Origin of the sequence: Mesorhizobium sp. WSM4906 (assembly GCF_029674625.1) — a bacterium.
Classification (GTDB): Bacteria; Pseudomonadota; Alphaproteobacteria; order Rhizobiales; family Rhizobiaceae; genus Mesorhizobium.
The window spans coordinates 255,835-275,314 of sequence record NZ_CP121355.1 but is presented as its reverse complement, the minus strand read 5'-3'; the positions used below and the strand labels follow the sequence as shown (position 1 = coordinate 275,314).

Annotated in this window: 17 protein-coding genes; 13 read left to right on the top strand and 4 right to left on the bottom strand. The window is 63.2% G+C overall.

Going from position 1 to position 19,480, the window contains the following annotated elements; all coding sequences use genetic code 11:
* Nucleotides 1–494 precede the first annotated feature (494 nt).
* From QAZ22_RS01265 to QAZ22_RS01230, 8 genes are all read left to right on the top strand, one after another.
* Nucleotides 495–1,652 (top strand): nucleotidyltransferase family protein, encoded by a 1,158-nt coding sequence (locus QAZ22_RS01265; protein ID WP_278205158.1) that lies wholly within the window; start codon nt 495–497, stop codon nt 1,650–1,652.
* A gap of 61 nt (nt 1,653–1,713) precedes the next feature.
* Nucleotides 1,714–2,730, top strand: a complete 1,017-nt coding sequence (locus tag QAZ22_RS01260; RefSeq protein WP_278205157.1) for a glycosyltransferase family 2 protein — start codon at nt 1,714–1,716, stop codon at nt 2,728–2,730.
* A 125-nt stretch (nt 2,731–2,855) separates the two neighbouring features.
* The gene (locus QAZ22_RS01255; protein WP_278205156.1) at nt 2,856–3,245 is read left to right on the top strand and encodes a hypothetical protein; all 390 of its coding nucleotides are present in this window, start codon (nt 2,856–2,858) and stop codon (nt 3,243–3,245) included.
* A gap of 130 nt (nt 3,246–3,375) precedes the next feature.
* Complete coding sequence (locus QAZ22_RS01250) at nt 3,376–4,248, top strand: glycoside hydrolase family 16 protein (protein WP_278205155.1); 873 nt, start codon at nt 3,376–3,378, stop codon at nt 4,246–4,248.
* Between the two features lie 131 nt (nt 4,249–4,379).
* Nucleotides 4,380–5,711 (top strand): UDP-glucose/GDP-mannose dehydrogenase family protein, encoded by a 1,332-nt coding sequence (locus QAZ22_RS01245; RefSeq protein ID WP_278205154.1) that lies wholly within the window; start codon nt 4,380–4,382, stop codon nt 5,709–5,711.
* Between the two features lie 111 nt (nt 5,712–5,822).
* Nucleotides 5,823–7,268 carry a GMC family oxidoreductase gene (locus tag QAZ22_RS01240; RefSeq protein WP_278205153.1) on the top strand — a complete coding sequence of 482 codons (1,446 nt, stop codon included), beginning with the start codon at nt 5,823–5,825 and terminating at the stop codon, nt 7,266–7,268.
* 11 nt (nt 7,269–7,279) lie between these two features.
* Nucleotides 7,280–7,723 (top strand): hypothetical protein, encoded by a 444-nt coding sequence (locus QAZ22_RS01235; RefSeq protein ID WP_278205152.1) that lies wholly within the window; start codon nt 7,280–7,282, stop codon nt 7,721–7,723.
* A gap of 58 nt (nt 7,724–7,781) precedes the next feature.
* Nucleotides 7,782–8,861 carry a glycosyltransferase gene (locus QAZ22_RS01230; RefSeq protein ID WP_278205151.1) on the top strand — a complete coding sequence of 360 codons (1,080 nt, stop codon included), beginning with the start codon at nt 7,782–7,784 and terminating at the stop codon, nt 8,859–8,861.
* 64 nt (nt 8,862–8,925) lie between these two features.
* Here QAZ22_RS01230 and QAZ22_RS01225 read toward each other — a convergent pair whose 3' ends face one another.
* The 4 genes from QAZ22_RS01225 to QAZ22_RS01210 form a co-directional block, all read right to left on the bottom strand.
* Complete coding sequence (locus QAZ22_RS01225; RefSeq protein ID WP_278205150.1) at nt 8,926–9,717, bottom strand: family 16 glycosylhydrolase; 792 nt, start codon at nt 9,715–9,717, stop codon at nt 8,926–8,928.
* 110 nt (nt 9,718–9,827) lie between these two features.
* The gene (locus tag QAZ22_RS01220; protein ID WP_278205149.1) at nt 9,828–10,850 is read right to left on the bottom strand and encodes a phosphoribosyltransferase; all 1,023 of its coding nucleotides are present in this window, start codon (nt 10,848–10,850) and stop codon (nt 9,828–9,830) included.
* Nucleotides 10,851–10,929: 79 nt separating this feature from the next.
* Nucleotides 10,930–12,426, bottom strand: a complete 1,497-nt coding sequence (locus QAZ22_RS01215; protein WP_278205148.1) for a lipopolysaccharide biosynthesis protein — start codon at nt 12,424–12,426, stop codon at nt 10,930–10,932.
* Between the two features lie 261 nt (nt 12,427–12,687).
* Nucleotides 12,688–13,995: a glycosyltransferase family 4 protein gene (locus QAZ22_RS01210; protein WP_278205146.1), complete on the bottom strand. Its 1,308-nt coding sequence runs from the start codon at nt 13,993–13,995 to the stop codon at nt 12,688–12,690.
* 372 nt (nt 13,996–14,367) lie between these two features.
* Between QAZ22_RS01210 and QAZ22_RS01205 the strand changes: the two genes are divergently transcribed.
* The 5 genes from QAZ22_RS01205 (at nt 14,368) to galU (ending at nt 19,416) form a co-directional block, all read left to right on the top strand.
* On the top strand, nt 14,368–15,555 hold the full coding sequence (locus QAZ22_RS01205; RefSeq protein WP_278205144.1) for a glycosyl transferase family 1: 1,188 nt from the start codon (nt 14,368–14,370) through the stop codon (nt 15,553–15,555).
* Nucleotides 15,556–15,583: 28 nt separating this feature from the next.
* The gene (locus QAZ22_RS01200) at nt 15,584–16,570 is read left to right on the top strand and encodes a glycosyltransferase family 2 protein (RefSeq protein ID WP_278207759.1); all 987 of its coding nucleotides are present in this window, start codon (nt 15,584–15,586) and stop codon (nt 16,568–16,570) included.
* Nucleotides 16,567–17,505 (top strand): glycosyltransferase, encoded by a 939-nt coding sequence (locus QAZ22_RS01195; RefSeq protein WP_278205142.1) that lies wholly within the window; start codon nt 16,567–16,569, stop codon nt 17,503–17,505. Before QAZ22_RS01200 ends, QAZ22_RS01195 begins: the two co-directional genes overlap by 4 nt.
* Nucleotides 17,495–18,445: a glycosyltransferase family 2 protein gene (locus tag QAZ22_RS01190; RefSeq protein ID WP_278205140.1), complete on the top strand. Its 951-nt coding sequence runs from the start codon at nt 17,495–17,497 to the stop codon at nt 18,443–18,445. Before QAZ22_RS01195 ends, QAZ22_RS01190 begins: the two co-directional genes overlap by 11 nt.
* Nucleotides 18,446–18,519: 74 nt before the next feature.
* Nucleotides 18,520–19,416: a UTP--glucose-1-phosphate uridylyltransferase GalU gene (gene galU / locus QAZ22_RS01185; protein WP_127857925.1), complete on the top strand. Its 897-nt coding sequence runs from the start codon at nt 18,520–18,522 to the stop codon at nt 19,414–19,416.
* The last annotated feature ends 64 nt before the right edge of the window (nt 19,417–19,480 follow it).

Here is a 19,480-nt window from a genome sequence, read left to right as displayed (position 1 = left end):
TCTCCAACTGAGGACTGGAAGCGGCTTCAGAATGCCGCCAGCACATTTCTATGCTGCGTTGCAATTGCTGCACGGCAACATTTATGAGTCAAGCCTGATTTACTAGGCATTAATCAATTCTCGGTTGCGGTGGCAGTCGTCGATGATGACGTCCCCGGCCTTTGCATTTTGGGCGGATATCGTCCGGGCGCTCAACGCTGCTTTTTTGCCGTTTAAGTAAACATTTGATTTGGTTCGAATAAGTTTCCGAACTCAAATGGCGCTCTCGCAGCTGCGAAGAAGATAGCGCGGAAAATACCGGTTGCCGGGTCACGTCGCGGCCCATCGGGCCTGTCTTCAAAAGTGATCGGCGACACGGCGAATCTGAACGCGAAGGTTGCAGAAGCGAGATCGCCTCGGAACTCGCTGGATAACCGTTCTGATTTTTGCCGATGCTTTTCTTCGCAGGTGCGGTATAAACGCCGCGGGCGGTTTTGTGGAGAACGACATCGGGCATGGCCGTGCAGGATGCTTCCTACGACAGGCTGCGTGCGTCCGGCTGCGCCGACGAAGTCGCCTATGTGCAGGCCTGTCTGCGGCTGTTCTTCAACCCGGCTGCGGGAGCCGCCGACCATGGCGGCATGCCGGCTCCGGCAATCTCCGTGGCCGACGTTGCCGACATTGCGAGGTTGAACAAGGTCGCGGTCTTTTTGCTCAAGGCCCTCTCGCACGGGGCGATCGCCGCGACGCCTGCCGAATTGCTCGCATGGCTCGATGGCTATCGCCGGCGCACCATGTCGATGAACGCCGCCTGCATCGGCGATTCGATCGCCATCCATCGGGTGCTGCGTGACAGGCAGGTCGACTTCGTCTTCCTGAAGGGGCCGCTGCAGCAGCAATTACTCTATGGTGATCATTTCATGAAGCCGTCCGGCGACGTCGACATACTGGTTTCGCCGTCCGGTTTCTTCGCCGCCCGCGAGGCCCTCCGCTCGGCCGGCTACGAGGTCGCGGGCAAGTCGCGCTCGGTCTGGTGGGTGCGCTTCCTCGGCGAGCAGCACATGGTCCGCGACGACGGGGTTCGGGCCGCCACGGTCGATCTCCACCACCGGCTGCAGCAGCCTGGCTCGCCCAGTCCGCGCGACATAGACGGCTTCCTGCGCCGCAAGCGCGAGATCGAGATTGCCGGAACCGCCATGCCTTTGATTTCGGCGCCCGACATGCTGCTCTTGTCCTGCATCAGCGTCGCCAAGGCCTTCTTCAACCGCGAGCCTTGCGCCGGCTATGTCTGCGACGTCAGGGCAGCTTCCAGTCGGTTGAGCGAAACCGAGCAGCAGATGGTGCTCGACCATGCCGCCGAGCAAGGTCTGGCCGATACGCTGCTGCTTGGTTTGCGCGCTGCCGATGTCCTGCTTGGCGGCACCGCCACGCTGCTTTCGGATCGCGCCACACGGATCCTGGCGCGCATCGACAATGCCGACCTGTTCCACATGGTGATCGCGCCCTGGCTGTCGTCGTTGCGCTGGCCGCAGCGGCGGACGGTGCTATGGGAGCTCTGCGGCCGCGAGCCGGTGCGCTATCTGGCCGAAGCCGGCTGGGCGGCCTCCGCCGATCTCAGCCGGCGCATCTTCGAGCGGCCGGCCGTAGCCGCGCCGGTGCGGAGCAACGGATGAAGACCGATTTCATATTCAGGGCCATGGGCGGGCTGTCACTCACGCAATTGAAAGGTGAAACATGCCCGTGACGACCCCCAGGGTCTGCGTCATCATCGCCGCCCGCAACGCGGCGCGCACCATACCGGTCGCCATCGCTTCGGCTCTGCGCGAGCCGGAGGTGGCGGAAGTCGTCGTGGTCGACGATGCCTCTACCGACGACACCCAGAATGTGGCGCGCGCCGCCGATGACGGCAGCGGCCGGCTCTCGATCATGCGTCTCGACGTCAACCGCGGTCCCTCCTTCGCTCGCAACGCCGCGATAAAGGCCTCCGCCTCGCCTTTCATCAGCATCCTCGACGCCGACGATTTCTTCCTCGAGGGCCGCTTTCGCCGGCTGTTCGCCAGCGCCGACTGGGATTTCGCGGCCGACAATATCATGCTGATCAGGGACGATGCGGCAGCAGATCCCACCAAGGTCGCGGCTCCTTCCTTTGCGCCCGAACCGCAATTCCTCGACTTCGAGCGCTTCGTCGAAGGCAACATTTCTCGCCGCCGCGTGCTGCGCGGCGAGCTGGGCTTCCTCAAACCGGTGATCAGCAGGGCGTTCCTCGACGGGCACGGGTTGAGCTATGACGAGAACCTGCGGCTCGGCGAGGATTACGAGCTCTATGCGCGCGCCGTCGCGCGCGGAGCGCGTTTCAAGATCATCAAATCTTGCGGCTATGGCGCCATCGTTCGCGCCGATTCGCTGAGCGGCCGCCACAGGACGCAGGATCTGAAGCGGCTTGCCGATGCCGATCTGGCGCTGCTGGCGCTCGGCAACTTGCCGGAAGCCTCGAAAGCCGCCTTGCGGCGCCACGAGCGCCATGTGCGTGACAAATACCGGCTGCGCAATTTCCTCGACGTGAAGGCGGAGCGCGGCCTGGCATCGGCCGCCGCTTACGCTTTCGCCAGCCAGTCCAATCTGATCCCGATCGTGCGCGGCGTGGCCGCCGACAAGCTGGACGCGTTGTTCCGCCGCACCGGCATTGCTGCAAAGCAGCAAGTGCCGCCGATGCGCTTCCTGATGTCGGCGACAAGTGCCGCGAAGGAATGATCGGACGACGGCAACGGCCTCGGGCCGTTTCCAAAAAAATCCGCTTTCCGAAACTACGAGGTTGCCTACTTGCCCCGAGAATGGCAGTCTATGTTGCGGTGCAGCAATTGCGAAAGGCCAATCGAATGGCTTCGATTTTTGGCTTCAGATCCAGGGACCCGGCCCGCGACCGGCAGACCGATCTCCAGCGTTTCGACCGTCTGGCGAAGTTGTTCGACCAGATCGGCGCCGAGATCGAGGCCGAGAAAACCGGGCTGGAGAATCGCTATCGGTCGACGGCGACCAACGCGGCCTTCCTGGTCGAGGCGATGGAGAACGGCTCCGCGTCGACGGATAAGTCGTCGGACGTCAGCGCGATGACCGGCGCGATCCTGAACTACGAGCGGCGCATCGCCGAGCTCACGCGCCAGAAAGGCTTGATGAAGGAACTGCGTCATTCGCTCGACGCGATTGTCGACGGCACGCAGCAGGCCAAAGCGCCGACCGGATTGGCGAAGGCCGCGGGACGAGGCTGAAGGCATCCACGGACACTATCATCGATACGAGACCATAAAGGAGTTCAAAGGGCGGAAGATCGGAAGCGGCTCGCTGAGGCGGGCCGGAAATGACTTTGGGTTGGGGCGGACAACACAAGGTGAGTTTGTCATGAACGCAGATTCGAACAACACGTCCATCGCGGCGGCTTGCGGCACGCCGCGTCCGCGCTCGAATGGGTCACGCAGTCCTTGGCCAAGCCTGGCAGGAGCGCTGCTCGCCGTTGCAGCCGCAGTCTCGGCCGTCCCGCATCCGGCGCATGCCGAGGACATGCAGAGCGCGCCCTCCTTCGTCGACAATTTCTCGAACTTCGACCGTTCGCGCTGGTTCGTCTCCGACGGCTGGAACAACGGCAATCACCAGAACTGCACCTGGTCGAAGGACCTGGTTCGGCTTTCCGACGGCGTGCTTTCGCTGAGCTTCGAAAAACGCAAGCTGAAGGATCGCGAGTTCGCCTGCGCCGAGATCCAGACCAAGCAGCGCTATGGCTATGGCGTCTACGAGGCGCGGATGAAGACCGATAGCGGCTCGGGCCTCAACGCCGCGTTCTTCACCTATATCGGGCCGCAGGACAAAAAGCCCTGGGACGAGATCGACTTCGAGGTGCTCACCAAGGATCCCTCGAAAGTCCAGGTGAACAGCTATATCCAGGGCAAGCCGAAGAACGGCAAGCTGGTCGATGTCGGGGGCGGTGCCGACAAGGGCTTCAACGACTATGGCTTCGTCTGGGAGAAGGACCGGCTGCGCTGGTACGTCAACGGCAAGCTGGTCAACGAAGTGACCAATCCGGACGAACTGCCGACCAATCCGCAGAAGATCTTCTTCAGCCTGTGGGGCAGCGACAAGCTGACCAACTGGATGGGTGCCTTCGCCGATCCCGGCCGCAAGGTGACCATGGAGGTCAAGCGCGTCGCCTTCACCGCCTTGGGCCAGCCGTGCCAGTTCCCGGAATCGCTGGCGTGCAGCATAAGTAACAGCAACTAGGCATGATCCCCAAAAACGGCGGACCGGTTTTGGGATAAGATCATGCGCAACATCCAGGCCCAAAAGGGCCTGGGCACATCTGAACTGGCCGGGTCGTTCTGCGGCCCGGCCTTAAACAGGAACAGAACCGAATGAACTTGACGGTGTTTGGAATTGGCTATGTCGGTCTCGTCCAGGCCGCGGTGCTCGCGGAGGTCGGGCACGAGGTGGTGTGCGTCGACATCGATGCAGCGAAGGTGGAGCGGCTCAATCAGGGCTTCATCCCGATTTTCGAACCCGGGCTGGAAAGCCTCGTCAGGGAAAACCACGCCGCCGGCCGCATCCGCTTCACCACCGATGCGGCCGCGGCGGTCAAACACGGCCAGATCCAGATGATCGCGGTCGGCACGCCGCCCGGCGAGGACGGCTCGGCCGATCTGAAATATGTGCTCGCCGTCGCCGAGGCCATCGGCCGCGAGATGGACGCGCCCAAGATCGTCGTCGGCAAATCGACCGTGCCGGTCGGCACCTGCGAGAAGATCAAGGCAAGGATCGCCGAGACCCTGAAGACACGCGGGCGCGAGGATCTGAGCTTCGATGTCGCCTCGAACCCTGAATTCCTCAAGGAGGGTTCTGCCGTCGCCGATTGCATGAAGCCCGATCGCATCATCGTCGGCACGTCGAGCGAAGACACCGAGGCGGTGATGCGCGAGCTTTACGCGCCGTTCAACCGCAACCACGAAAAGATGATCGTAATGGACGTGCGCAGCGCCGAGTTCACCAAATATGCGGCCAACTGCATGCTGGCGACCAAGATCAGCTTCATGAACGAGATGGCCAATCTGGCCGAACAGTTGGGCGCTGACATCGAAGAGGTGCGCAAGGGCATCGGCAGCGATCCGCGCATCGGCTACCACTTCATCTATCCCGGCCTCGGCTATGGCGGCTCCTGCTTCCCCAAGGATGTGCGCGCGCTGATCAAGACCGCCGAGGGCGTGAAGTTCGACGCCAAGCTGCTGCGCGCCGTCGAGGAGCGCAACAACGCGCAGAAATCGGTGCTGTTCGAGAAGGTCGACCGCTATTTCCAGGGCAACCTCAGGGGCAAGACCTTCGCCGTCTGGGGGCTAGCCTTCAAGCCGAATACCGACGATATGCGCGAGGCCCCGTCGCGCACGCTGATGGAGGCGCTGTGGGCGGCCGGCGCCAAGGTGCAAGCCTATGATCCGGAGGCGATGCAGGAATGCCAGGCCATCTACGGCCTGCGCGAGGATCTCCTGCTTTGCGGCACTAAGGAAGCGGCGCTGCGCGGCGCCGACGCGCTTCTGATCTGCACCGAGTGGAAGAGCTTCAGGGCTCCCTCCTTCGACGCGCTCAAGGACGCGCTGACCACGCCGGTCATCTTCGATGGCCGCAACCTCTACGATCCGAAGGTCATCGCGCGCTACGGCATCGAATACCATTCGATCGGCAGGATGGCGGCATGACGGCGGCTGCGGTGAGCCTCCCGCCGAACGGCTCCGGCGAACGACAATGGGGCCGACAATGACGGGGAGGCCGACCATGATCGTGCGCGTTTCGGCAAAGGGTTCGATCTGATGGTGATGGATGTTCAGCCCGAACAAATCGCCAACGAGCATTTCGATCTCGTCGTCATCGGTTCCGGTTTCGGTTCAGCCTTCTTCCTGCATGAGTTCTTGAAGCGGCGCAAAGTCCGCGCCCTGGTGCTCGAATGGGGCCGCCACAACACGCACGAATGGCAGCTCAACCAGAACGCCAACACCGACATAGACGACGAGAGCACCTACAAGACCGACAATGCCGACAAGCCATGGAACTACACGATCGGCCTCGGCGGCGGCACCAACTGCTGGTTCGCGCAGACGCCGCGCTTCCACCCCAACGACTTCAGGCTGAAGAGCACCTACGGCGTCGGCAACGACTGGCCGATCAGCTATGACGACCTCGAGCCGTTCTATTGCGACGCCGAGGAGGTCATGTCGATCTCCGGCGATCCCGACATGGCGCGGATGCTGCCGCGCTCGCGACCGTTCCCGCAGCCGCCGCACCGCATGTCGACGCCGGACCGGATGATGAAGGCGGCTCAGCCTGAGCAGCATTTCGTCATGCCGACCGCCCGCGCCCGCGTGGCGACGGCGCAGCGCACCTCATGCTGTGCCAACCTCAGGTGCTGGCTGTGTCCGGTCGACGCCAAGTTCACCGTCAACAACGGTTTGATGCACGTCTTCCAGCACGCGGACGTGTCGGTGTGCCTGGGCGCCGAGGTGCGCCGGCTCGACCATTCGGGCGGTTCGGTCCGTTCGGTCGTTTTCCTGCGCAACGGCAAGGAATATTCGGTCAGCGGCGACCTGGTCATCCTCGGCGCCAATGCCATCCAGAGCCCGGCGATCATGCTGCGCTCCGGGCTCGGCGGCGAGTTCGTCGGGCTCGGCCTGCACGAATCCTACGGCTGGAACTACGAGGTCTATCTCGACGGCGTCGACAATTTCGACGGCAGCACCATCACCACCGGCCTGAATTTCGGTCTCTATGACGGCCCGCATCGCGCCGAGCACGCGGCGGCGCTGGTTTATTTCGAGAACCGCTGGCAGCATGGCATGCGTGCCGAGAAGGGTCGGCTGCGGCAAGTGCTGCCGCTGGTCATCGTCACCGAGAACCTGCTCGATCCGGAAAACCGGGTGATACTCGACAAGGACGAGAATGCCTTCGTCAGCTTCAAGGGCGCGTCGGACTACGCAACCAAAGGCATGGCCAAGGCGCTCGAGCGGCTGCCGGCGCTGCTCAAGCCGCTGCCGGTCGAACAGATCTTCGACCGTGGCATACGGCCGACCGAATCGCATGTGCAGGGCACCTTGCGGATGGGCACCGGCCCGGCCGACTCGGTGGTCGACCGCGGCATGATCCACCACCAGCTCCGGAACCTGGTCGTTGTCGGCACCAGCACCTATCCGAGCTGCTCCTGCGCCAACCCAAGCCTGACCGCCGCCGCCCTTTCGCTGCGGGCGGCGACCCGGCTGGCATGAAGGAGGGGCCGATGAAGATCACGCGACGCACCGCGCTGGCCGTTGTTGCCGGCGGCATCGCCTCAACGGGCATCGCCGCTGCCGCGGTATCGTCCTTCTCGGATGAGGATCTGGTCCGCGTCACGCTCGAAAGATACTTCGGGTCGCTCAACATGCGCATCGAGCATCTGCAGCAGTTCGTGCTCGAATTCCGCAACCGCAATCCGTGGGTGTTCCCGAGCGACAAGCTGGCGGATGCGGTGACGCTTTTGGAGACGGTGAGGCTCGACAAGGCGCGCGAATTCCTGCCCGGGCAGAAGCAGCAGGATGTCAGGAATTTCGAACGCTGGGTCATCGCCGAGTTCCACATGCTGACCGACTATGCCTGGCGCAGCTCGCCCGCCGACCCGATCCGCTTCACCGGTTGGCATCCATGCACCAATCCCTTCGCCAATCTCGAGCAGCAAAGTGCCTGAAGTCGCGGGGCGGGCAACACGCCGTCGGGCCAAACAAACGTGACAAGGAGCCGAGCCCATGAAAGTGATTTTCGCAGGCGGCAACGGATACACGCCCGAATTCAGCGGCGGCGTCCAGTCGAGCACGCATCACCTGGCAGAGCAGTTGATCGAGCACGGACATGAGGCATCGGTGCTCGCGGCCTTGTTCGGAGACGGCTTCTTCGGCTTCAGGGCGCGCGCCAAGATGAAACTGCTGCGGCAGCCAGCCGTCATCGACAACTTTCCCGGCTACCCGGTGGTGCGTGCCTGGTTTCCCTGGGAAGCCGCCCGGTTTGCCGTTGAGAAGATGAAGCCGGACGTCGCGGTGGTGCAGTGCCACAAGTCGGTTCCGCTCGGCAAGGCGCTGCAGGCCGAGGGTGTGCCGCTGGTCGTCTATCTGAGGAATGTGGAGTTCCACGAATTGGGCGGCGACCTTCGTGAGCTGAATTCCGCGCACTACATTGCCAATTCCGAATTCACGGCGCGCACCTACAAGCGGGAGTTCGGCATCGATTCGGCGGTCCTGCCGCCGACGATCAGTCCCGCCCTCTACAGCACGCCGACGACCGGCGAGTTCGTCACCTTCATCAACCCCTATGAAGAGAAAGGCTTCGATCTTGCGGTGAAGATTGCGGCTGCCTCTCCGGAAATCCCGTTCCTGTTCGTTGAGAGTTGGAAGCTAGACGAAGACCATCGCGCCCGTGTCGAACAGGCTATCGCGCCCTATTCCAACATCAAGCTGGAGAGCCGCACGAACGACATGAAGACGGTTTACGGCCGAACCAGGATCCTGCTTGCGCCGAGCAAATGGGAAGAGGCCTGGGGCCGCGTCGCTTCGGAAGCCCATTGCAGCGGCATCCCGGTCGTCGGCTCGCGGCGCGGCGGCCTGCCGGAGGCGATCGGTTCCGGCGGCGTGGTACTGGATTATGATGCGCCGCTCACGGACTGGGTCGAGGCTGTGAGGCGGCTGTGGAACGACAAACAGGAGTATGAACGGCTTTCGACCGCGGCTCGCACCTTCTCCGAGCGAGCGGAACTCGACCCGGAACGTCAGTTCGCTATCTTCTTCTCACTACTCGACAAGGCGGCGCAGCAACGTTCCCGCCGCGCGGCATAGCCAAGCTGTCGCATCCGTCAACGGCAGTACGCCGATCAAACCCCCGGCTTGCGGCCGCCGGCCTTCACGCACCGAGGTCGGTGCGCCTGTAGCCGTGCATGGTCATGACCAGCTTGTCGGCGGGCGCCATCGGTTCCCATTTGCCGGCCCAGCGCGGGTCCATCACGTCGCCGGCAGCGACCCACAGATCGAAATAAGGCCGCATCGGCTTGTCCGGAAACGCACCGCCAGCCGTATCGGCAGGCGTCACGACGGCGGCCTCGTCTCCATCGATGAGGAAGGACACCCGTTTGCCGGCTTCATATTCTATGCCGAGCCGGTACCGCTTGCCCGAGAGATCGCCAAGCTGGACCCATTTGACCCACACGCTCTTGTGCTGATTGTTGACGTTCGCCCAGACGGTGAGTTGCAGTCCTTTCGTGCCGACGATTTCGAAATCGATTTCTTCGTGAGCCTTGTCGTTGAATGTCCACAGCGGAGCCGCGACAAGCCCGGGCCTCATTGTCGGCAGCGTCACATCCACTTCCCAACGCGCCGACGCCGACTCCGATTTGCCGCCCGCGATAACTTGCGCGGAGGCCTTTTCGCTGACGGTCAGCTGAAGCGCCCCGTCAACGATCTTGACGTTTGCGGCCTTCCAGTCATAGCCGCCGAGCTTGGGCTCGCTCCATTGCGAGGGAACGAACGGATTGTCGTATTTCCAGAGCTGGAGCTTGACTTTCGACCAATCCGGAAGCGGGGCGAGGGTAGGCTTTGCGCCTTGATCGGCGGTTTGCGCCATGGCGCGTCCGGCAACCAGCGGCATTGCCGCAGGAGCGAGAAGGGATGTCAGCAATTCTCTGCGTGTGAGGTCCATAGGCTGATCTCCGGCAACAGCTCCGATATTCGGTAGCTCATCGAGGGTCGTTCATTTCGATTGGACTGAGCTTTTGATCTTCAAATGGATGCAGGGTGTGCTTCTGTGGTTCATGCTGGTCGCTTGATCCGGCTCTTGAGCGTCTCATAACCGCGTTTGCCAAGCAGCAACTGTGCCATTTTCTTGGCGGCTGCCTTGCGCCCCCCATGCGAATTGACCTGCCTGAGACGTGCTGGGAGGTTGCGGGCGGCCTGCTCCAGCGCCGGCAGCGAGAGGGCGTCGGGAAAGCTTACTATGTTGGTTTCGACGCACAGCACCGGCTTGCCCGACAGTTTGGCGATCTTGAGCGCCTGTTCGTGCTCGCTTTCGATGAACAGGATGGCCTCCGACTTGCGGTAGAACTCGGCCTTGAAGCTGCCATGCGCGCCGAGGCGCTGTCGCTCGGCTTTGCTCGGCAGGTCGAGCATGATCAGGTGATCGTATTTGATCTCATGCCTGGCAAGCCACGCCTCGGTCAGCTTGCGGTATTTTTCCAGGCGGCTCGTGACCAGCCAGCCGATCTTGCGCGTCGGCCCGAGCAGCGGCCGCGCCTCGGTGAGGAATTTCTCGTAAGCGGGTCCATCGTCGTTTTCTTCCTCGGTCGGATCGAGGCAGAGCACGCCGTCTATGTCGACGCAGCACTGCTCGAGGAAAATGTGGTGCATGAAGTTCCACTGGAACATCCGGGGATGCGGCACGACCTCGAAGACGATGTCGGTTTCCTTGTGCTGCGGCAGCAGGCCGAACACGGCGGCGAAGACGAAATCGCCCTGGATGCCGGCGGCCGCGATCTTGCCGCGCGCGTCGCGCATGGCGTTGCCGCCGCTGACGCTGTCGTCGATCACCAGGATCTTGCGCATCTCGGAATGCTGCCGGTCGAGCGCTGCACGGCGTTTGGTGACACCCGACGTGTAGACCTTGCCGGAGAGGAAGCTGTCGAGATCGGTCATCGGGATGTTCGCCGTCAGGCTGACCAGCGTCGCGGCGAGTATGCCGCTTCTCGGCACGCCGACCACCAAGTCGATGTCGCGCGGCAGCCGGTGCAGGTTGCGCAGGATCGCGTCGTTCATGTCCGAAATCGATCGGTAATTCATCGTAGCCTTACCCTCAATCAGCAGTTTGCCGGCTTTCAGCCGACGACAGAATCGTGGTCGGCGCTGTCGCCGAACAAGGTCATTTCGCCTCGCTGGGCGCCGGGGAAAAACCTCGGGCGGGGACCAACTTCAAGGCCTCGCGGAGCGCTTCGCGGCCGGCACCGAAAGCGAGCGCGATGAGGATAGTGACGGCATAGGAAAGCGCCGTCCCGCATACCAGCGCGACAATGGGTTGGATCGGCAACATCGGCTTGACGAGCCAGACCAGGGCCAGCGCCACATGCCCGCCGATCACGAAAGGCGCTGCCGCGTGAAGCACATGGCTGGCGCGCAGCGGTCCGGTCTTGCCAATGTAGAGCCACAGGAAGGGCGTTCTCAGATATTCGCTGATCGCATAGGCGATGGCGACGCCGAGCGCGCCGTAGGGCAGGCCTACGGCGAAGGCCATCACCGAGGTCACGGCCGTGACGACGCCCCAGCGCATGAAATCGCCGGAGCGGCCCTGGCTGACGAACAGCCAACCCGCGGGATTGTTGAGCGGCTGCAGCAGCCCGGCGAAGCCCAACGCCAGGAAGATCGAAGCACTTTGTCGCCACTGCTCGCCGAGCACGAAGGGAATGAGCGTGTCGGACATCGCGGTGGCAAAGGCGACCCCGGGCAGCGCCACAAGCAGGATCAGCGGCATCACACGCAGATAGGCGCTTCGGTAGCGGTCCGGCTCGTCCTTCAGCCGCGAGAGCGCCGGCACCATCACCTTCGACAGCGGATTGGTGATCTGGCTGAGCGGGAAGAGCAAAAGCTTGTAGGCGCGATCGTAGAGGCCAAGCTGCGCCTCGCCCCAGTATTTGCCGATCAGCACATTGTCGAGGTTGCGGGCGAAGAAATTGGCGAAGTTGAACCCGGTGACGCCGGCGCCGAAATGGATCAACTGGCCGATCCCCTCGACCTTGCGCGGCAACCCGGGACGCCAGCGCGAGGAGCCCCAGTAGCAAAGCGTCGGCAGCATGGCGCCGGTCAGCGTGCCGGCGAAAAGCGCCCAGTAGGAGCGGTCGATGAAGGTCCAGGCGATCGACACGACAAGGCCAATGACCGCGCTGATGACATCGATGACGGCCAGCCGCGTGAACTGCATGCGGCGCGTCAGCAGCGCCAGGTGCTGGGCGCCCAGCCCGTAGGCCATGATCTGCAGGCCGAACGCCGCGACGAGGCCGCTGACGCGAGGCTCACCGTAGAAGGCCGCGACGAGCGGCGCCGCTGCCGCAAGCACGCAGGCCAGGATCGCGCTCACCGCGGTGTTGATCCAGAAGAGGTAGTTGACCTCCTCATGCCGGATACCGGTCTTCTGGATCGTCGCCTGGGTGAGGCCAAAGTCCTGGAACAGCGCGATGAAGGCCAGTACTGGCGCTGACATGGCGATGACGCCGAAATCCTGCGGCGACAGCAGGCGGGACAGCACGATGACGGAAACTATCTGCGTCGCCACGCGCACGCCTTGCGCCACGGCAGTTACGACGGCGCCGCGTCCGACCGATTTGCGAAGAGAGCCCTGTGGCGGATCGAATGCATTGCCTTCCAAATCGAGGATTCCTGACTTTTGTGCAGTTCGGGTCCGTGAACCTGACCGTCGCCGAGCACCGAAATGCCCCACCCCAGCGTCAAGCAGTGCAGCAAAGATATGGCAATTTTTGCGACGCCGCATCAAAATTGTTGCAATGCAGCAAATTTTAGCCAATTCGCCCGACCGGCGGCAGACATCTGACACCGTGAGCCTTCGGCAAGGACGATTGCGCCGTGGTGCGGCTTTACGCGCGATCTGCTTTTGGACGCCTGTTGAAATTCAAGCTGCCGAAGCGGTCCGGTTTGGGTCCGTGTCCTGGAGGCCGAAATCAGTCGGCAGGGATTGAGGCGAGGAAATGTCGAGCGCTGGATCAAGCCGTGCCGGATCCGTGGTTCGCTCCAGCGCCACGCGGCCATAAAGCCCATCGAGAAATTCGCCCGCCGGCTTCGAACCGAACATGACCTCGGCCGTTCCGCGGGCCTGGCGGCGGAGCGGCGCCATCAGCTTCGGCTGCCCGATATATGGCATCAGCCGCTCGACGGCTTCGGTTGCAAGGCGTTCTACCTCGTCGCCGAAATACCGTGCGTAAGCCGCGTCGCCGCGAGAATCATATCCCGGATTCCACCAATCGCCGACATCGTTCAGCTTCACCGGCAATGAAATCCCATTGACGCCGTCCTCGAGGAATTCCGGCAGGGCACAAACTCTCGTTCCAAGGACCGGCGTGTGTTCTGACATCGATTCCAGCGCCGAATAGCCGAACGTGTCGCCGAAGGTGGCAAGAATGCCGAAATGCGAATTGCGCAGCAATTGCCGCACTGCATGATTGGGCAGCACGCCATGGTGGTGGACATTTTTCAGAGCGAGCAGCCTGATATAGCGGTCGAAGAATCCCGGACTTGTCGGGTCGGTCCAAATGGGACCGCCGACCTGTAGGCTCGAGATGACGTTCACCCGGATGGGAAGGTTTCGCTCGATCGCCTTTTCGGCGATCTTGACCGCCACGCATCCGCCCTTGCGGCCGAAATGGGCGCCGACGAACGTCAGCACGAGTTCTTCCGCGTCGTTGTCCGCCATCGCATCCTCGACGGCGGGAACGATGACGTTGGGATGGCGCACCATAAGCTTGTCCGTCAGCACGCCGACATGTGGGTTGTCGGCGTGTTGGTCCAGAAAACATCTGCGGGCAAAATGCGACAGGGCGATGATCCGGCGGCAACTGGGGCTGGCGATCCGCGACCGCATATATTTCGCCATTGCACCCTTCTTGCGCAGGGCGAACTGGCGCGGCAGGTGCGATTCGAAGGAGATGATAAATCTGGAGGAATTGAGCGGTATCCGGTTGAACGCATGTACGAGGGCGACGGACCGATCGGGCTCGATCAGCGTGACGCCTTCCAGTTTCGACGACACGAAGTTCAGCGGCAGGAACCGCTTGCGCAAGATCGTATGTCTCGAAGAACGCGGTGTAACGAAGCTTGTCGGATATTTGTCGTCGTAAACGGCAATGCGAAGAGACTCACTCATCCCACAACCCCACCCGTGCAAACCGGCGGCTGGGGGAGTCTTCGCAAAGTGCTTCAGCAACGCAGAGTCAGCCCAACTCTACGCTTCCGCACTGCAAATCAAATGCAGGCGGCAATCCCCAAGCCAAGTTCTGAAGCCCTACTTACGGTTACAATTTAAAAACCATTTTGTATTGCAGTGCAACATATAATTTAGCATATCCTGAACATGCATCGTTTCGGGTTCGAGAATCTGGTCGCCAGTTGCGCCTTGAGCCGCTCGCTGACGCGCGTGCGTCGTGCCGCTTTGCGACGGTGCGGGCTGATCTGCCGGAAATTTGTGCGACGCGAAAAGAGCTGCGCCTTTTTGCTACGCTGCACCAAAAATGTTGCGATGCAGCAAAAGCTGTACTAGCATCCTCTTGGGTGGCGGGCCCAACTGCGGTCGAGTTTCATGCTGCATGTCTTGTACCTTGTGCATGACGTATCCGATCCGGCGGTGCGCCGGAGGGTCAAAATGCTCAGGGCAGGTGGTGCCAGGATAACCCTGGCGGGTTTCCGCCGAACCCCCAGTCCGATCGTCGAGATCGAAGGTATCGAGCCGGTCGACCTCGGCCCGACGCGCGATGGCCGATTCGCGCAGCGCATCGGCGCGGTGGCCAAGGCTGCCGTGTCGATTGGCGCCAAGCTTGGCGCCGTGGCGCGACCCGACCTGATCATCGCGCGCAACCTCGAAATGCTGGCGCTTGCCCGCCGCGCCAACCGGGTTTTCGGCGCCGCTGTGCCGATCGTCTACGAATGCCTGGACATCCATCGGCTGGTGTTGCGCAACGACCTTGTCGGCAAGACGCTGCGCGGGGTCGAACGCCATCTCGCCCGCGATGTGAAGCTTTTGGTGACCAGCTCTCCCGCCTTCATCGCCAACTATTTCCAGCCGTTCGGGCAAATCGCCGCACCGGTCGAGCTGATCGAGAACAAATATTTCGACACCATGCCGGCGCCGGCCGACGATCCGCCAGTGGACGATGTGCTTGGGAAGGACGGCTCGGCGGCGCCGCCCTGGCGCATCGGCTGGTTCGGCGCGCTTCGCTGTCGCCGCTCCCTGGATATCCTGGCCGAGTTCACCCGCCGGCAGAACGGACGCTTCGAAGTGGTGCTGAGAGGCCGTCCGGCGTTGTCCGAATTCCCGGATTTTCACGCCTTCGTCGAAGCCGAGCCCTGGCTTTCCTTTCGCGGTCCCTATCGCAATCCGGAGGACATGGCGGCGATCTACCGGGAGGTGCACTTCTCCTGGGCGATCGATTTCTTCGAGCAGGGCCAGAATTCCGAATGGCTGCTTCCCAACCGGCTCTACGAAGGCTGCCGTTTCGGCGCCGTGCCGATTTCGATGGCGGGCACCGAAACCGGCCGGTTCCTCAAAGGGCAGGACATCGGCGTGCTTCTGGCGGAAGCCACGCCCGAAGGGCTCGACACCGCGCTCGGCCGGATGAGCTGGGAGCGCTTCGGCAAGCTGAAGTCGCGGGTGCTCGCCCGCAATCCGCGGACCTGGAGCTACGACCGCAGCGATTGCCTGGCTTTCGTCGACAAGCTGCGTGGCCTGACCGCCGTTCGCGGGAGCTTCGCGACCGAGGTGCTGGCATAGGATGGCTGAGAATGGAAAAAAGCCGATGATGCGGACAACGGCATCGAGCCTCATCGTCATTCCGTGCCTCAACGAGGCCGCCCATATCGGCGTGCTGCTCGGGCAGTTGCGTCAGGCTGCGGCAAGACTCGGCGCGCGCATCGTCGTCGCCGATGGCGGCAGCACCGACGGCACGCAGGCCATCGTCGAAAAGATCACCGCCGAGGATCCGCGGGTCGTGCTGCTCGCCAATCCGAAGCGCATCCAGAGCGCGGCCGTCAACCTGGCTGTGGCGACGTTCGGCGACGACGCCGGCTACGTCATCCGCATCGATGCGCATGGCGGCTATCCCGCCGACTATTGCGACAGGCTGATCGAGGAGGCGCTTGCTACCGGCGCCGATTCGGTCGTCGTCTCGATGCTGACCAGCGGTACCGGCGCGGTGCAGAAGGCCGTCGCCGCGGCGCAGAATTCCAAGCTCGGCACCGGCGGTTCGAAGCACCGCCACATGTCGGCCGGCGAATGGGTCGACCACGGCCACCATGCGCTGATGCGCATCAGCGCCTTCAGGGCGGTCGGCGGCTATGACGAGAGTTTCAGCCACAACGAGGACGCCGAGCTCGACTATCGGCTGCGCCAGGCCGGCTACCGCATCTGGATGAGCGGCGAGACGCATATGATCTATTACCCGCGCGCCACGCTGAAGAGCCTCTATTTCCAATATCTCGGCTATGGCCGCGGCCGCGCGAAGAACGTGCTGAAGCATCGCATGGTGCCGAAGCTGCGGCAGATGATCCCGCTGCTGGTCGCGCCGGTCGTTCTTTTGGCGCTTTTCTCCTTCGTCTCCTGGCTTGCGGCCGTGCCTTTCCTGCTTTGGGCGATCGTGTGCCTCGGCTACGGCGCGGTGACGACCATTCGCCAGCGCAACCCGGGCATGGCGCTGGCCGGCGTTTCGGCGATGGTCATGCATTTCGGCTGGTCCGTCGGCTTCTGGCTGCAGCTTCTCACGCCCCGATCGCAGCGCGAGGCGGCATGATGGCCGGCCGCTCGATCGACATCTGCATCTGCACCTTCCGCCGGCCGGAGCTTGCCGACACGCTGCGCTCCATCGCCGCGCTGGAGAAGCCTGCCGGCTTCGAGATCGGCATAGTCGTGGCCGACAATGACGACGAGCCGACGGCGCGGCCGCAGGTGAAGGCCTTGGCGCAGGAGCTGAAGCTGCCGATCCGCTATCGCCACGCGCCGGCCCGCAACATCTCGATCGCCCGCAATGCCTGCCTCGATGCCAGCGTATCGGATCTCGTCGCCTTCATCGACGACGACGAGACGGCTTCGCCGGACTGGCTCGTCGAGCTTGTCGCGACCGCGGAGGCGACCGGCGCGACGGCCGTGCTCGGTCCGGTTCGCGCGACATATCGCTTGGATGCGCCGGACTGGATGCGCAAGGGCGACTTCCACTCGACGTTGCCCGTCTGGGTGCGCGGCGAGATCCGCACCGGCTATACCTGCAACGTCCTGCTCAGGGTGACTGAGGAGAGCCTGCGCAACCGGCGCTTCAGCCTGGCGCGCGGCCAGACCGGGGGCGAGGACACCGAATTCTTCGATCATATGGTCAAGTCCGGTGGACGCATCGCCTTTGCCCCGCGGGCCTTTGTCGACGAGGTGGTGCCGCGCTCGAGGGCGGCTTTCGACTGGCTGCGCCGCCGCCGCTTCCGCTTCGGACAAACGCATGGCCACCTCATCGGACGCGACACCGGCGGCGTGCGCCGCGTCGGTCAGGTCGGTCTCGCTTCGGCCAAGGCGGCCTACTGCTTCGGCGTGGCGCTTTTGACCGCGGTCAGCCCGGTGCGACGGAACCGCAGCATGCTGCGCGGCATTATGCATGTCGGCGTCGTCAGCGGTTTGGTCGGCGTCCGCGAAATCCGCCAGTACGGCCTGAACCCGCAGGAAGGGGACAAGCGTGCAGCCTGACGTCAGCTTCGTCATCGCCGCCTACAACGCCGAGGCGACCCTCGATCGGGCAATCGCCAGCGCGATCGCGCAGCGCGACGTCGCGATCGAAATCATCGTCGTCGACGACCGGTCGAGCGACCGCACGCTCGATGTCGCGCGCGCCTATCCCGAAGACATCGTCAAGGTGGTCGCGCTTCCCGCCAACCGGGGTCCCGGCGGCGCCAGGAATGCCGGGCTCGATCTCGCCCGCGGACGCTGGGTGGCCGTGCTCGATTCCGACGATGCCGTTCTGCCCGGCCGGCTGGCGGCGATGATCGCGCGGGCGGAAAAGGCAGGCGCCGAGATCGTGGTCGACAATGTCCAGGTCGTGCGCGAGGACGGCACGCCCGACGACATCATGTTCCCGACCGGGTATCTCGAAGAGCTCGGTGAAATCTCGCTGGCCGGTTACATCGCCGGCAACGTGGTCTTCGAATCGCGCTTCAACCTCGGTTATCTGAAGCCGATCTTCCAGCGTCGATTCCTGGACGAAAACCAGCTTCGCTACGACGAGAAGCTGCGCATCGGCGAAGACTACATTCTTTTGGCGAGCGCGCTGGCCAAGGGCGGCCGCTGCGTGGTCGAGCCGACCACGGGCTATGTCTATCACATCCGCACCGGTTCGATCTCGCGGGTGCTCGAATTGCATCATGTCGAGGCGATGGCCGAGGCAGATGCCGCCTTCGCCGCCGCACATTTCATGGACGAGCCCGCCAGAACGGCCTTCGCGAGGCGCGGCCGCAGCCTGCGCAAGGCGGCCTCGTTCCTGTCACTGGTTCAGCACATCAAGGCGCGTGCGCCGCTCAAGGCGATACGCACGGCGCTCAGCGATCCGGCCGCGGTCAGGCATATGTCGATGCCGATCGCGGTCCGGCTCAGAAAGGTTGCGGCACAGTTTGCCGTGGGGACGGGGAGGTGAAGCATGCGGGCGGATGGAATGCATTTTCATAGCCAGCGATAGGTTGAAATCGATCTCCTCAGAAGGAATAAGCGATGCAGAAAGTCAGGAAGGCAGTGATACCGGTGGCGGGGCTCGGAACGCGGTTCCTGCCGGCGACCAAGTCGATGCCGAAGGAAATGCTGCCCGTCGTCGACAAGCCTGTCGTGCAATATGCCGTGGACGAGGCGTTCGAGGCCGGTATCGAGCACATCGTCTTCGTCACCGGCCGCAACAAGGCGGTCATCGAAGACTATTTCGACCTGCATCCTGAACTGATCGGAACCCTCGAGCAGACCGGCAAGAAGGCGCAGCTCCAGTCGCTGGAAAGCCTGCTGCCGGTGGCCGGCGCCACCTCCTTCATCCGCCAGCAGTCGCCGCATGGCCTTGGCCATGCCGTATGGTGCGCGCGCGACGTGATCGGCAACGAGCCCTTCGCCCTGCTGCTTCCCGACATGGTGTCCTTCGGCGCGCCGGGTTGCCTCGCCGAAACCGTCGACCTCTATCAGCGGACCGGCGGCAACGTCATCGCGGTGGAGCGCTGCGATCCTTCGGAAACCGGCAAATACGGCATCGTCGGCCGCGGCGCCGAGGTAGCCTCCGGCTTCGAGGTGACCGCCATGGTCGAGAAGCCGGCTCCCGCCAACGCGCCGTCGAACTTCTACATCAACGGCCGCTATATCCTGCAGCCGGAGATCTTCGCCTTGCTCGGCACCCAGCAGCGCGGCGCCGGCAACGAGATCCAGCTCACCGACGCCATGGTCCGCCTGGCGGAGAGCCAGCCCTTCTATGCCCAGCCCTTCAACGGCCGCATGTTCGACTGCGGCTCCAAGGAAGGTTTCATCGAGGCCACCATCGCCTTTGCCCTGGCGCGCGACGACATGAAAGGACCGGTCTTCGAAATGCTGCAGCAATTCGTCCGGTCGCACGAGCGCCGGGAAGTAGCCGCATAATGCCCAAATTTTGGGTGCATATGCGCAATCGCGATGGCGCGACAGCCGCGCAAGCGCCTGGCTT